This window comes from Chitinophaga caeni, from assembly GCF_002557795.1.
Classification (GTDB): domain Bacteria; phylum Bacteroidota; class Bacteroidia; order Chitinophagales; family Chitinophagaceae; genus Chitinophaga; species Chitinophaga caeni.
In genome coordinates, this window is the sequence record NZ_CP023777.1 from 4,775,672 (window position 1) to 4,790,850 (window position 15,179).

Genomic DNA, 15,179 nt, shown 5'->3' on the forward strand with positions numbered 1-15,179 from the left:
TTCACCTGGATACTATTTCGAAATTCGAGCTATTATAAATATCCTTTACACCGGTTGATTGAACGGCAATGATCTCGTCATCGTCCCGGTAAATGGATTCATATTTAACAGGGATAACGATACCGCCAAACTTATTTACAATCCCCCATTTCTTATTATAACTAACTGCTAAAAAGCCTGCGTCAGCATAATACTTGATCACATCATATTGCGCGGGAAGCAACTCCCGGCCATCCCTGTCCAGCACGCCCCATTTATCCCCCATCCTAAATGTCGTCAAATCATGATCGTAGAAACTAGAAATAAAATCATACTTATTACTCGTGATTTGTTTACCATCGGATAACCTGATCAGCCCCCATTTGTCCGATTCCATGGATACGATAAAATCAGTAACCTTATCATTAGACATGAAGCCGCCTAATTCAAAAAAGAGCCTGTTATATTTAAACGGGATAATTGTTTTCCCATTTTTATCCACAACACCGTATTTATTATCTTTTTGAAGAGCCACATAGCCATTACCTGCATTTATGTCTGTAAATTCAAAGGGCAATACCGCTTGTCCTTTTTTATCGATAAATCCCCAAGCTTCCGCGTTGCGTGCGATGGCTATACCGTCGATAAAATCGCTGATCCGCTTATATTTTTCAGTAAAGGGGATCACGACTTTACCGGTACGATCTATAAAACCTTTACTTTCGCCCTTTTCAACATAAGCGTAGCCATCCGAGAAGTTGCGCGCTTCACTAAACCGGAAATCAATTACTTTATTCCCATCCAGGTCATAATAGCCCCACTTACCCCGCTGGGGTTCGGGGAATCCGTCTAAACCATAATTATTAACACACACCATCCCTTCTGAGAATTCCCCTACTTTACGGTAAATCACCGGGATCACTTCTTTGCCTTCTTTATTGATAAAACCATATTTATCATTTAACTCGGCTTTCACTAAACCGTTTTCAAAGTAATAATAGTTGTAATACTTGCCCTCTTTTAGATCAAAGTTGTCATATTTTGGAGGGATTACTTCCTTACCTCTGCGATCTACGAACCCGTACAAACGCGAATAAGCATCTTTCTGTACGGCTACCATCCCCATCCCATCCTGGAAAAACCGTAAGAAATCATATTTAAAAGACGTGAGTAACCGGTTATTTTCATCCACATAACCATATTTTCCATGCTGCATAGCCATTGCGATGCCTTCAGAGAATTTGGAGACCAAGATAAATTCTTTCCCCTCCTGTATTTCTCCTTTCTTATTTATGATAAAGGACGTACCATTTAAATGCACCTCTGCAAAACCTTTCATGAAGTCATATACACTATCATATTTAAAAGGTATGACGGCATTCCCATTGCTATCAACAAATCCGTACTTTCCATCCAGCTTGGCAAAAGCTAAGCCATCCTTAAACCCTGCAATGGTATCATACTTTACTTCCACCAACGCTTTACCTTGAGCATTAAAAACGCCCTGTTTACCATCCTTCATCAGTACTGCCGTCGTGCGTTCAAAAAAACTTTTTACAATTTTGTCGAATGTTACCGGGATAACCGTTTTTCCTTTTCCATTTAAGAAACCGATCTTACCATTTCGTTTAACCTCGATTAAATCTAATCGCGTTAACTCGTAATCGCTCATGTATTCGTATTTAAACGGGATTTTTGTTTTCCCCTTCGTATCGATCATCCCGTACCTGCCATTCTTTTGAACCACGGCTAACCCCGTTTCTTCATTAAATGATTGTGCCTTGTCAAATTTTAAAGGGATGACTTCATTGCCGGATTTATCTACATAACCCGATTTACCCGATTCATCGGTTACCCTGAGCAAGCCCGACAAGAATCTATAACCCAAGCTATTATATTTAACCGGGATCACTTCGTTTCCTTTCGTATCAACGCCTCCATGCTTCCCATTCTTTTCCACCAATGCAATACCATTCTCAAATTTTTGATACTTGTCATACCGGGGAGGTATAATAAGTTCATAAGCTTCATTCAAAAAACCATACATTCCTTCTTTAGTTCTAAAGGGAATCATTCCATCGCCGATATCAAAAGGGTAAACACTATAATCTACCCGTCTACCGTATCGATTGATTTTGGTAGTGGTTCCATTTTCAACGACGGAAACTAAGCCATCTTTAAAACCACCATTTTTCACATCATCAAATTTGAACGGGATAACGACTTTCCCATTATTATCTAGGAATCCCCATTTACCATTTGACTTCACCGCAACCAGCCCATCACGAAAATTCAAAACCCTTTCATATTGAAAAGGGATCACGGGTCTTCCTGTACGTTCATCAAGATAGCCGAACCTGTTATTTTTTTTTGCTTTTATAAGTCCTACGCTCGTATAATCCAAAAACTGGTACTCCATGGGCACTATTAAATTACCAGTACGATCAATGACACCATATTTAAAATCTATGGCAACCATGGCATGGCCGTTTTTAAAATCCCAGGCCTCTTCATATTTTAAGGGAATTACTTCTTTCCCGGAAGTATTGATATAACCGGCTTTCCGTTTCCATTCTTCGTACATATTCCCCAGGTAAATATCTTCATAAGAAACACTTGCCAATCCATCATGGAAATCACCTGCCCTATCATACTTAAAGGGTACAATGATATCTCCATTCTTGTTGACATAACCGTATTTAAAATATTTCAAAGGAGCGAGTCCATCATGGAATTTGTTCGCTGGAATTTCCGCGGCCATCTTGCGGACATTGCCCTTCATTTCTGCTTCGGACTCCCCCTTTCGGTATCCGTATTTAGACAAACGTTGTATTTCATATTGTAGATTCTCGGCCCGGATCTTTTCTTTATCCCTTTCAGTAGCTGCTATAGTTTGCCTTTTTTCCCTGGCAAATTTTTCATTCAGGGCAGCGACATTCCGTTCATACTCTGCATCGATCTCCGCCAATCTTTGCTTGGATCGTTCCCGGATACGTTCGCGTCCTGCTTCAAATATATCGTTGATTTTCTGAACGTTCCGCGCCGTCTCCTTCTTGGTTAGTTCATCTAGCCGTGCCCTGTTCTGGGGACTAAAATTATTGGGACTTCCCGCTTGCCAGGAGCGCAGCGTTTTTAACTCCTTAGCCTCTGCCGCAGCTTCATTTCTCAGGCGTTCCTGCCGGGCTAACTCCGCTTCGATCATCATATTTTGCAGATCTCTTTCATCCTTTTCCTTCTTTTTCACGGCATATTCCTTGGAAGCTTGGATCATTCTTTCATTCTTTGGATCCAGCTTGTATGCTTTCTCCAACAAGCTCTTGGCACGGCTCAAGTTCCCGTACATCATGGCTTTCTGTGCTTCGCTAACGGCATCTTCGGCACTTTCCAAGCGCTCGGCGACAGCCGCTTTACCCAACACCTTTTTTATCGTTTCTTCAAACTCCGAAATATACAGTTCAATCACTTTGATATCCGTGAACGAACCTGTTAACTCCCAGTGACTTCCTTCATTTTCCTGCTGCCATTTCCTCGTTGCCTCCTTCATACTTTCCTTGAAATCAGGCGTAGTAAAATCACCCAAATTTTTATCGAGCTGCAACTTGTCTAACCCGATAGCCTTGTTTTCAGTACTTCCATAGAAAGATAGCATCCCTATTTTTGCTTGTCCCTGTACTACGAATGAATACTGGTCAGGGGTATAACCGCTCTCAGGGTATCCCCTAAGATCATACCCGGCCTTGAGCAAGGCTTTTAAATCTTCACTGGATGCATCATATTTCTCCAGTATTAAAACAGCCTTTTTCCCGCTAAGCACAGTCGCGAACCCGGTGTAAGTCACGTCAAAAGTCACCAGCCCTGAAAAGCCCCTAACATTTTCAAAACGCACCTCCTTGTGTTCCGTGCGTTGAGCTAATAACGTGAAAAATGGCCATAAAAAAAGCAGTAACAGTAGGTATTTCTTCATGTTCATCATAAATAAGAATGTTCGCAAATCAGTTTATCAGTATCCAAAAATTGTATAGATACCATTTAGCAGAGAAGGATGATAAGGTATAGGATCATGTGATGTGCGCCGGAAAAATAAAGGCTATTCGAATCTCTTTTACGCTATTGAATTAATATTCCGCTGTATGAATTATTTCGTCATGTAAATTAATATAATGAATCATTGTTGTCCGACTAAATTTTAACCGGGGAGCACTTTTGACCCCTCGATAGTTCGATTCAATGTTCATCTGCTCGTTTCTTGTACTTTTTTGCTTGCCCAAAAAAGCACCAAAAAAGGGCACAAATTGGCCATCACGGCCGCCAATTTGATCGCTCGATCCAGCTTTTGTACTACTGTATGGCCCAGCTAACGTTCGCTATTAAAAATACGAAGTTCCACGGTTTTCTCGGCGTAGCAACCCGGGATTTTGAATAGATCATCCTTCGCTTATGTCCTTGACCAAGTAAGGAATCCAAGTAAATTGGATGCGATTTTAGCCGTACAGCAATGATAATGAATATCAATCTATATTGCAAATTTAAATAGAACCGACACCTAAGAAAATACCTATCACAGGGTATTTTCTCATCCCGGGAAAAAAGTTCAACGATTGAAATTATCAGCGAAATGTTGAAAGATGTGTTGGAAACAATGCACAGGCGGGGTTATCAACACAGCGAGAAGATTACACTTTTATATACCATTTTTTTCGATCCATCCACCATGCCACCAGCCACATCAAGGAACTGTACAACAGGGCAAATGCTAAAGAGGCGCACTTTGGAGGAAAAGCCATCGTGAAATAGCCATAAACCCAACCTTTAACGGATGCTCCCGAAGGTAGATGCATGATACCTAATAACACGATCAAGGCCCAGGAAAGTATATAAATAAATAGCGGATTTTTCCCGAACACTTCGAAAATCTTACACCATCTGCGCCATGAAAATATATCTATAACCAAGATCAAGATCGCTAGTAGCAACAAATCCCAACCGGTAGCATATACTACGTAGGAGCTGGTCCATAAGGCCTTATTAACCGGGAACACTTGCCACCAGGCCAAGCCCAAAAGCAATAGTAATAAACCGGAAAGTAACAAGTTCCGTACGACTGATTTCTTTGCTTGCCCGGAAGATTGTAAATACGACCCTGCCAAAAAACCCGCAATGATATTAACGATTGCAGGGAATGAGCTTAACAAACCCAGGGGATCAAATGGAATTTCATAATGGGGGTAAATGTTCTTGGGCGGTAGGTAAACTAAATCTATCTTCCCCACGATATTTCCGGCAAGCGTATATTGCGCTCCCGTTTCCCCGCCAAAGTATAAAATCCCCCAATAGGCTAACAAAATCGATATGGAAACCAATATCAAGGTTCTTCTATTGCAGTAATACATCAACAAGGCTGCAAAAAAGTAGCAGAACCCGATTCGCTGCAATACGCCCCATAACCGGATGGCTGAGAAATCTTTCCAAGTATAATGCCCATCAACATAGGTAACAAAAGGAAATGCATTTAACAACCAACCGATCGCGAAAATCATCGTAGCACGGTAAACTACTTTTATTAAAAATGATGCCGCACCAATGCTGCGCAATTTTTTCATGCTGAAGCTGAAGGCATTCCCAATAACGAACAGGAATGAAGGAAAGACCAAATCGGTTGGCGTAAATCCATGCCATTCCGCATGTTGTAAAGGAGCATAAATATGGCTCCAACTGCCGGGTGTATTGACGATTATCATAAAGGCGACCGTCATGCCCCGCAAAACATCTAAAGCTTGATATCTTTCCCTGGCGGCTTGCATAGCTTTTAAAGATTTATAAAAATAAAATGTCTGCAAAATCTTCCACGCGGTGAAAATCCGGTTCTTCTGCACGAACATGGTTCCAAGTAAGGAAATGCGGGGTAGGTAATTCATCGCCGCACTTGTGGAAGTTACCCCTTACTTTCAAGTCCGACAATCCCTGTATCCCGTGGAAACAAAATACTTCCAAGGGCAATACCATCGTAAGTTCCCAATAAAAACGTCTTGCCCCGTTTTGAACGGAGGAACGGATATTTGTTGCTGTTTGGATACGATCCGTTACTTCGGCAGGTAAGGTATCCCTGTTCTCCCGGAATGATCCGTAACCGGCCTTGTACCAACCGATGCAATTAAATTCCAGGTTATAATAATGCTCATCACCGTCAAAGGCTACGAAAAATTCCACGCAACTATCTTTATGCACTTCCCCGTTAGCGGTAGCAGCCGCCAGCAGGTAACTTTCCTCCACGTAATACTTCAATAAAATGGCTTCCCTGCAATGCGCCATCGAGAACCCTGCTTTTACTTCGTGCCCAAATTCCGGCCAGGGATTACATGCGATCGGGATCATTGCCTGCCCGTCTAAAACATTGCTGATTTCCTCCAATTGCCAGGGTGTGCTAGCCATACAAAACGGTACTTTCAATTGCTGCATGCACTAAATATTTTGTGTACTCATCATTCCGAAACTTTGTTTATCCAGGTATAAGGTTGCGCCGGGATGCATCCGCAGGATCGATGCCGGGTAATATGTTTGAATGGCTTGTGTAAGCGAATTAAATACGGCCGCGGCCTTCCTAGACCCGGGTACCATGCAGAAAATATGCGGCGCCGACATTAAAACGGGGATCGTCAGCGTAATAGCTTCCCTAGGCACCTCCTCCAAGCTAATAAAGCAACCGTCATTCACCTGCTGCTGCCTACATGCAAGATCCAGGGGTACGAGCTTGACTTTAAGCGGATCATCAAAATTGGCTACCGGGGGATCATTAAATGCGAGATGCGCGTTTTCACCGATACCCATAAATACTATATCGGGAGGATGTTGTTCTAATATTTTGGTATAGCGTTCACATTCAGCGTCCCCGTCGTTACCACGTATATAAAATATTTCGCGGAACGGAAGTTCTTCAAATATCCTTGCTTTCAAAAAATTCCCAAACGATTGCGGTGCGGAAACGGGTAAACCGGTATATTCATCCATATGAAAAGCATTGACCCTTGTCCAATCAACACCTTCCGCTTGTTTCAAATGGGCAAGGAACTCGTTTTGAGAAGGCGCTGCTGCAAACACGATATTTAATTCAGACTTTCGGGATAACAAGTCTTTCAATATGCAGATTGCTTCAGCAGCAGCATTTTCGCCCATTGAAGTACGGTCATTATAAACTTTAACTTGTAATAAATCAACGTGAAACACTTTTTCCATGCTATTATTTTAATCTCACTTTACTTGGTAAACTATTTCCCCTTTGATGATGGTAGTTTGTATATCAATATTTTCATTAAACAACACGATATCCGCATCTTTTCCTTTCTCCAAGGAGCCTTTTTTATCTTGTATTTTCAGGATGCTTGCAGGTGTTAAAGACATCATCCGAACCGCATCCTGCAAAGGAATGCCGGCCTTGTTAATCATTACCCGCACCAGGCGATCAGCCGTGGCCACGCTACCCGCAAAGGCTTTTCGATCCGGTAGTTTCGCAACATCATCTTCAACAATAACTTCCAATCCGTTATGCAGGCTACCCAAGATCGACGGTCCTTCCGGCATAGCAGCCGCACGCATGGCATCCGTTACCAGGGCCGTATGTTCCGCGCCCTTAATTTTGTACACGAGTTTTAATAATGCTTCCGGAAGATGCACCCCGTCAGCAATTATCTCTACCGTCATATCATCCAGTAAATACGCACTTTCCACGACACCGGCATAACGGAAAGCATCTCGTCGCGTAACACCCGACATGGCAGAATAAAAATGCGTGGCATGGGTAAACCCCGCGTCGTAAGCTTTCAGCACCTCCTCATAAATCGCATCAGTATGTGCAATAGAAGGAAGAATACCACGCTGCACCAATTTTATCCCCATCTCCACAGCCCCTTGTAATTCAGGCGCCACGCTCCAGCGAACAATAGATGGATATTTTTCCAATATCCGTTCATACTCATTAGGATCCGGATGATGGATATACCTGGGATCTTGTGCCCCCCTTTGAGACATTGCAAAATACGGTCCCTCGATATGCATCCCTAAAAAAGTAGCGCCCCCGCGGTTAAGCGGATGCGCCTTTTCGTAGGTATCCAATGTTTTCATCAAATCATCCATCCCGCAACTTAAGGTAGTGGGCAACAAGGCCGTGGTACCATACCTGGCGTGGATAGCACCTATCTGCAAAAATGCTTCCACGGTATTGTCCATGAAATCGTGCCCACCGCCTCCATGTACATGCATGTCGATAAAGCCCGGGGCGATATAAGCGCCCCCGGCATCCAGGAGCTGCGCACCCGGTATGTCGACATCATCCTTCAAAACATCCACAATAACTCCATCCGCTATAACTACGGAACCTCCATTTATAATTCCACCGGGGGTAATAATTTTCCCGTTATACAGTTTCAGGTACTTCATAATCAATTTTGATCCTCCTTTTCCAACTTTTCAAACGGTAAGCATGAAATGCATAAAATATCAAGTAAGCGTAGCAAGGCAACAGAACAATGTAAGCGCTTTGTAAGCCAGTCCTGTCTGCTAAGTAACCGTAAATCAATGGTAAAATGGCATTACCACATAAGCCCATCACCAATAAGGATGCCCCCGTTTTTACGAAACTCCCCAGCCGATCCATCGCCAAAGCCCATATACCTGCCCAGATCATGGAGTTGGCAAAGCCTAACAACACGATCAACCAAACGGATAGATCCACGGCATGTCCCAACCAATGGACTTCTTGGCTCGTTACGAGGATGCAGCCGCTTAACACGAACCCCAGGATCGTGCACCAACGGAGCGCTTGTAATTGGCTAAAAAATCTTGGTATCAGGATAATCCCCAACAGGTAGCCAATGATCGTAGCGGTTAACGTGTACGCGGGAAAAACCTTGGCTTCCGCCAATGGTACTCCCATGCTCGTTGTATAATTAATGATACTATCCACCGCGATCACCTGTGACCCCACGTGAAAGAAGATGGCAAAAGCTCCCAATACCAAATGTGGAAAATCGAGTATACTTTTCTTCCCTTTCATAAGTGCGGGGTTCTTTTCTTCATCTGCATCCAAATCGGGTAAAGGAGAAAACCGGATAAAGCAACCGAATAGAAATAATCCTGCACTCAAAAATGCGTAAGGAGTCGACACCCTCGCTATTAGTTCATCCAGCGTACGTTCCTTGGTAAGTGCATCCATCGTGGGTAGCGCATCAAACACCTGTTGATCGCCCGGTCGAATAATCAATGCTGCAAATACCAACGGCGCTAAAATCCCGGCCATCTTATTGCAAATACCCATGATACTGAACCTTTGCGCCGCACGTTCTTTATCCCCTAAAATTGTAACATAAGGATTGGCGGCCGTTTGCAATATTGCCAAACCAACACCGATAGCAAATAGGCCTGTAAGAAAAAGCGGGTATGAACGGTTTAACCCGGCAGGTACGAATATGAATGCTCCCGCTGCTACCGTCCAGAACCCTATCATGATGCCTTTCCGGAAACCCACACGCTTCAATAATAATCCCGAAGGGATTGCCATCACGAGGTAAGCGATATAAAAGGCAAAAGCTACCAGGTAAGATTGGAAATTATTGAGTTCGCAACCGATCTTGAAATAAGGAATCAAGATGGAATTGATCCAGGTCAAAATACCGAAGATGAAAAACATCATGGCAATGATGACGATGGCCGTAAAAGTATTATTCTTAGTTTGAACGGACATAGGCTTCCAGTTTCTGCTTTAACAAATGCCATTTATAGTTTCTTAGCCTATTTTCTTCGCCTATTTCAGCGGGATACAGCCAATCTTTATTTAACAATGCAAATCTTTGATCCAATTTTTCAGGATGCAGTCGCTTTAATTGACTTAACAACTTTCCAGCAATAGCCGGATTAAAATCATCCTTATTCAAACGGTATTGAATTTCCATGCAGCTTAAATAAAACACGCGGATATCTGCCATCAATAAGTAATGGCCGTATAGCGCCGAATTTTTCCGAGGTTGTAACCTGCGGATTACTTCCGCGCTTTGTTGAGCGCTATCCAATAAAGCTGCAATTGAAATGCCGGCTACCGGCACAGTATCTTGCACTACTTCATAAGGAGCGGCTTTTAAGGCAGCCCAAAATTTCCCGGATTGCGACTGATTAAAATCAAATTTTTCCTTGCAATATTGGTCAATAAACTGCCGGATATTTAGCGGCGAGGAAGCTTCAACGGACCTCAAGTAAGCATCTACCAGCATATTGAAGCCAGAAAGTGGATACACCCGCCTCACTGCATATAGATCAACAATATCGGTTGCCGATTCAAAAACGGGAGAATAAATGCCTGAAGTAGACCAGGAAGTCATCACGATGCCTTTATAGCCCAGTTTTCTTGCTTGGGGGATAAACGTGCTTATATTATCGAAATGCTTGGCCCAATCCGACAGGAAGTAATTATCTGGTCCGCTGCGGATTGCAGGCGATCCCCATATTTCGAAGCCGCTCCGCATGAGCTTGGAATGATCTCCGAACCTATCTAAAGGCCAACCATAATTCCAATCTACGAATACAGTTTGCTTCGGCAAACCTTCCAAGGCATCCGGGTACTTGAGCGCGATATCAGCCCAAACTACGGGTATTTTTCCCAGGCTAACCACCAGGTCGCATAACATCTTGATATAATCCCCGTATAATCTCCCCTTTCCAACCTTGGCTACCTTTTCCCGCGATGCTTTGGAATGACCGAGTAAATACGTTTCATCACCGCCGATATGGATATACTTGGAATGGTGTGTTGAGATCATGTCCTTGTATAAATCCTTGAACAAAGCTTTACACTCAGCATCCTTGGTAGGATTAACCTGGGAATAATCCTTACTGTCTTCCCTCAAGTTTTTATACCTGGGATGTCTCAGGATATATTCTACATGGCCGAAACTTTGTTGCAAAGGAATAACATCCACATGTAAGCTATCACAATAATTGATAAAGTCTTTCACCTCTTGACGGCTATAGGCATATTGATTAGAAATCACGGCATGTTCCCGGTAAGGGTAGCTCGCCTCCCATTCCATCACCAGGGTATTGATTCCGTTGTCGGCCAGGTGTTTAACAAATTGCCTTAACACGGGCATCTTCATTACCTGGATCCTCAGATCGAGATGAAATCCCTTGATATGAAAATCCTCCCGTTGCGCAAATACAGTATTCACACAACACACTACCCATAAACATAACGCGATGAATTTCCTAAACATTATTTGCCCCCGTTTTTGATGATCGTTTCGTGTATTGTGTTTAATAAGGATTCGTTCCCGGTAGTATCGGCTAACAAGTGCCAAATCATTACGCCGCCACCGTGCCTTACAGCAACGGCGGTTTTTTCCTTGATGCTCGCGATTCCATTATAGTATAATGTCCCGCCATCAGCGGGTAATTCAACTTCATCCCTTTTGGATGCGCCGGGAAATGTGGCCACGATATCCTTGTATTGCATGGAGCGGTATAAACCGGTATCCGGCGAAGCGCCAAATCCATAACCGTAAAAAGGCAAACCAACAACCAGCTTTTCAGCGGGTAAATCCCGGTCCTTACCCCAATAAAGCATATGATCCAGCACGTAAGACATCGGCGCATGTTGACCGGGATTGGATGGCCGCCATGGGCCGGTTTTATCATAAGCCATCATGTTAATAAAATCGTATTGCTTCAATATTTTACCGGTCATACGATTGCGGGTGTAATAAGCCACCGCGGCCGTTAATAGTTTTCCCTTCTTATGCAGCGGCTTTCCCAGTCCGAGCACGAAGCTTTCGTAATTAGTATCGATATCTTCACCCTCTATATCCACATCAATACCGTCGAGCTGGTAATGATCCACGAAATCAAGGAAATTTTTTATGACCAACTTCCGGTACGGCGGCGCTAATATCTTGGCAAAGTAAGCATGCCTGCTACCACCGCCGCAAGAGAGTAATACTTTCACATTATTCTGATGAGCAATGCTAACCACCGTATCAAGACCGGGAACAGGATGGATGACCCCATTAGTATCTGGGTTAATGAAAGCGATGTTTAAATGCGTCACTTTTGACAAGTCAACTTTCGATAAGTCATCTACCATATGACCTGTCACCCTTAAATACCCGATTACTTTGAACTGGGCCTGCAACCCGGCGCAGGAGCACAACAAAAAAAATATAGCCAGTTTTAAGATTCTCATTGTAATATATTATGAATAGTTGCCGTTAAGGATTGTTCCGTCGTAACATCATACTCGCCAGCCCAGATGTAAGCGCCTAAGTATCCTTGTTCTTTAAGATAGTTTGATTTTTCCGTAACCAGCGGGATACCATTAAAATAAACACCTTCCGCTATCTCTGCATATTCTTTCCCGGAAGCGGTTGCATCCGCGGCTAAAATTTGTTTATAAGGCATGTAATTGTAAGAAGTCCAACCGAGATTGTTACCATTGCCGTCCAAAGCCGTGTATCTTAATCCGAAAGCGGGTATACCGATTACCAATTTATTCTTCGGATACTTAGCCATCCAGGTCTCGGCACAATCTACGAAATAATCATAACCGGAAGGTTGCCCTAAAGGTTTCCCGGGGCCAACATGCAAACCATCCTCGTAAGCATGAACGTTGATCCAATTGGCAGCCGACAAGTCGGGATAACTGCCAGCATACTGGATACCCGGTACGGTAATCGTGATAATGGCATCCGCGCCGAGACTTGCCCTTAGTTCATTCAGAAATAAGCCAGCGGCCTGTATGTTAGCGTTGGTCTGCGCCCCGGTAGTATTGTTGATATCCGTCATAAGGATTTCAACGCCATCCATCTTCTTGGCTGTAACATATTCCTTGATAGCGGCCACTAAGGCGGTACGCTTTGCTATATCAACTAGTGCGTTCCCGAAATTACTACTGGCATACACGCTCCAACCATCGCCCGAGAGCGTCCCACTGATACCGAGCAAAACGGGTACACCATTTACATGTGCTTTACCGATCAGGACATCCGATTTTTTATAGATTTCACCTTTGGAGACGTCCATGGTTCCGGCAGCAGTCACAGTTGCGACCTTGTAGGCCAGGTGGGTCATCTTGGAGAAATCGAGGTACTTATACTGCGCCGTATCACTCGCATAAGCCATCACCACGTGGTTATAAGGTTTCGGTGTAAATGAACTAGGGATTACGAAAACGTCCCGGTAACGGCTGGTACTCATCCCGTCATAGCTTGCTTCTACCTTGATACGGAAATCACCACCTTCTTGCGGAACGAAAAAGTACTCTTTACCATCCCCGGCAGGCGTATCGTTTACCGACCAAGCCACCTGCACTTTATCGCCGGGCGAAAACTGTAGCCCCCTGAAAGCCAAGGTATCCCCGGCTTTCATGATATACACACTATCCTTGTATTCTGGGAATAAATACACATCATTAAAAATCCTGGGGTAAAAAGTTGCATTATCCGTTTGTTCCTTAACCTCATCTTTGCTACAACTCGAAGCAAAGCCAACAACCCCAATCGTGAATATCAATAATATATATGAATATCTTTTCATCGTGTTCGATTTTGATCCTAAAATTTGAATGACTATTCTTTATCCCACCAAACCCTGTTCAACCAATCATCTTCACCTATTCTTTCAATGGCGGCATTCACGTTATCCGCGTTCTGCTCTTTTTCAGACAGCGGGTATTGAAAACGCCTGGGAATTTGCAAGGAAGTGGATTCTGAATTAGGGGTAGGTTGCAAATCAGGATAACCGCTCCGGCGCCAATTAGCAAATAATTCCGGGCCATTCAACATTAACGCCACCCAAAGCTGCTCATTGATTTGCTTTAAAGCCGTTGCCGGTTGCAAAGGATTACCGGTTAAGAACTGGTTGATTTCGGCATCGCTTACAACGGGACCACCCGGGTACAAGCTTAATTGTTTCATCGCCGCTGTAACTCCCGCGCGGTAATGTGAAGCCGCGTCTCCACCCAAGCTTAAGCCAAGACGTTCGGTAGCATCGGCCAATAGCAATTCCAGTTCGGCATAAGTCATATGTAAGAAAGGCGCGTTGTTGCGCATGAAGCAGGTATTTAATTCGCATTTAATATCACCGTTCACCGCGGTATAAGGACTGCCATCGGCCAAGGTAATATTTACGGAACCCGACCAATCTTCATACACATATTTCCCGGGATTAGAACCGGTTAACCCAGCAGGGCTCGCCTTGATCTGCTCGGTAATATCTTCCCGTTCGAAAGGTTTCATTGGTGAATTTTGCTTATAACAACGCGGGATATAGTTAATACGCGGATCATTCGTATTCTTCAATTGATCGAGAAATGTATTCACGATCTTGGGCATACCGCTTTGTTGGTTGATAGCAACGGAGACGGCATTTCCCCTGACATCGGCATAAGTACTTTGGATATCCATATGGCGTGTCATACAGATATCATCATTACTTGTGAATACGCCGCCATCGGCATTATAAGCATCCGTAATTTCTTCCTTGGCCTTAGCGGGATTACGTTCCGCGATTCTAAGCGCCAAACGTATTCTCAAGGAATTGGCAAACTTTTTCCAGGAAGTAATATCACCCTGGTAGAATACTTCATCACCCACCTTGTCCTTTGCAGGATCTAATTGTGCCGATGCTTCTTTCAGCTCCTTCAGCAAATCATTATAGATATCCTCCTGCTTGTCGTAAACGGGTCTTTTCACCTGGGTATAGTAAGCAGAGCCCGCTTCGAAATACGGGATATCACCGTACAGGTCCGTAAGTCTTGCGAACGTGTATGCTTTCATAATGCGGCACATCGCGTTCAGGTTGGACTGCCCTTCAACACCATTCGTTCGGGTAACGGCATCCACGATGTTAACAACATCATTCGGATAGCTATTCTCCCACATCACCCACATGCGGGTAGCATCCTTGATGTACATCCCACCTACGCGGGCATAGTATACAGCGCCCAGTTGCTGCATCATCGGCATCAACACGATGCTATTGGTCCGTTCCTGGGTAGATAAGTCACCGGAAAACCACAATTGCGCGAAGATCAACTGGCTTTGCGGGTTGATTTTGCTCGACTTGGTAGGGTCGGTATTCAGGGAACCGAATTTGCTACAGGAAGTCGCCAATAATAGCAAGAACGGTAAAATATATCTTGTTTGTTTGAATAAACTCTTCATCAT

Annotated in this window: 10 protein-coding genes; all 10 read right to left on the reverse strand. The window is 43.8% G+C overall.

Annotated features, from left to right (window positions below; genetic code table 11):
* Position 1 precedes the first annotated feature (1 nt).
* Complete coding sequence (locus tag COR50_RS19910; RefSeq protein WP_198405720.1) at positions 2 to 3,943, reverse strand: WG repeat-containing protein; 3,942 nt, start codon at positions 3,941 to 3,943, stop codon at positions 2 to 4.
* Between the two features lie 709 nt (positions 3,944 to 4,652).
* Positions 4,653 to 5,780 carry an acyltransferase family protein gene (locus tag COR50_RS19915; protein ID WP_098195624.1) on the reverse strand — a complete coding sequence of 376 codons (1,128 nt, stop codon included), beginning with the start codon at positions 5,778 to 5,780 and terminating at the stop codon, positions 4,653 to 4,655.
* A 13-nt stretch (positions 5,781 to 5,793) separates the two neighbouring features.
* The gene (locus tag COR50_RS19920) at positions 5,794 to 6,435 is read right to left on the reverse strand and encodes a carbohydrate-binding family 9-like protein (protein WP_098195625.1); all 642 of its coding nucleotides are present in this window, start codon (positions 6,433 to 6,435) and stop codon (positions 5,794 to 5,796) included.
* A gap of 3 nt (positions 6,436 to 6,438) precedes the next feature.
* A complete protein-coding gene (locus COR50_RS19925) occupies positions 6,439 to 7,209 on the reverse strand; it encodes a glucosamine-6-phosphate deaminase (RefSeq protein WP_098195626.1) in 771 nt (256 codons plus the stop codon).
* A 15-nt stretch (positions 7,210 to 7,224) separates the two neighbouring features.
* The gene (gene nagA / locus COR50_RS19930; protein ID WP_098195627.1) at positions 7,225 to 8,409 is read right to left on the reverse strand and encodes an N-acetylglucosamine-6-phosphate deacetylase; all 1,185 of its coding nucleotides are present in this window, start codon (positions 8,407 to 8,409) and stop codon (positions 7,225 to 7,227) included.
* Positions 8,387 to 9,712, reverse strand: coding sequence for a sugar MFS transporter (locus tag COR50_RS19935; RefSeq protein ID WP_098195628.1), 1,326 nt, complete (start codon positions 9,710 to 9,712; stop codon positions 8,387 to 8,389). The genes nagA and COR50_RS19935 overlap by 23 nt, the downstream gene beginning before the upstream one ends.
* Positions 9,696 to 11,234 (reverse strand): beta-N-acetylhexosaminidase, encoded by a 1,539-nt coding sequence (locus COR50_RS19940; RefSeq protein ID WP_098195629.1) that lies wholly within the window; start codon positions 11,232 to 11,234, stop codon positions 9,696 to 9,698. Before COR50_RS19940 ends, COR50_RS19935 begins: the two co-directional genes overlap by 17 nt.
* Entirely contained in the window at positions 11,234 to 12,199 is a 966-nt protein-coding gene (locus COR50_RS19945) for a glycosyl hydrolase family 18 protein (RefSeq protein ID WP_098195630.1), read from the reverse strand. The genes COR50_RS19940 and COR50_RS19945 overlap by 1 nt, the downstream gene beginning before the upstream one ends.
* Positions 12,196 to 13,548 (reverse strand): glycosyl hydrolase family 18 protein, encoded by a 1,353-nt coding sequence (locus COR50_RS19950; protein ID WP_098195631.1) that lies wholly within the window; start codon positions 13,546 to 13,548, stop codon positions 12,196 to 12,198. Before COR50_RS19950 ends, COR50_RS19945 begins: the two co-directional genes overlap by 4 nt.
* Positions 13,549 to 13,580: 32 nt before the next feature.
* The gene (locus tag COR50_RS19955) at positions 13,581 to 15,179 is read right to left on the reverse strand and encodes a SusD/RagB family nutrient-binding outer membrane lipoprotein (protein ID WP_098195632.1); all 1,599 of its coding nucleotides are present in this window, start codon (positions 15,177 to 15,179) and stop codon (positions 13,581 to 13,583) included.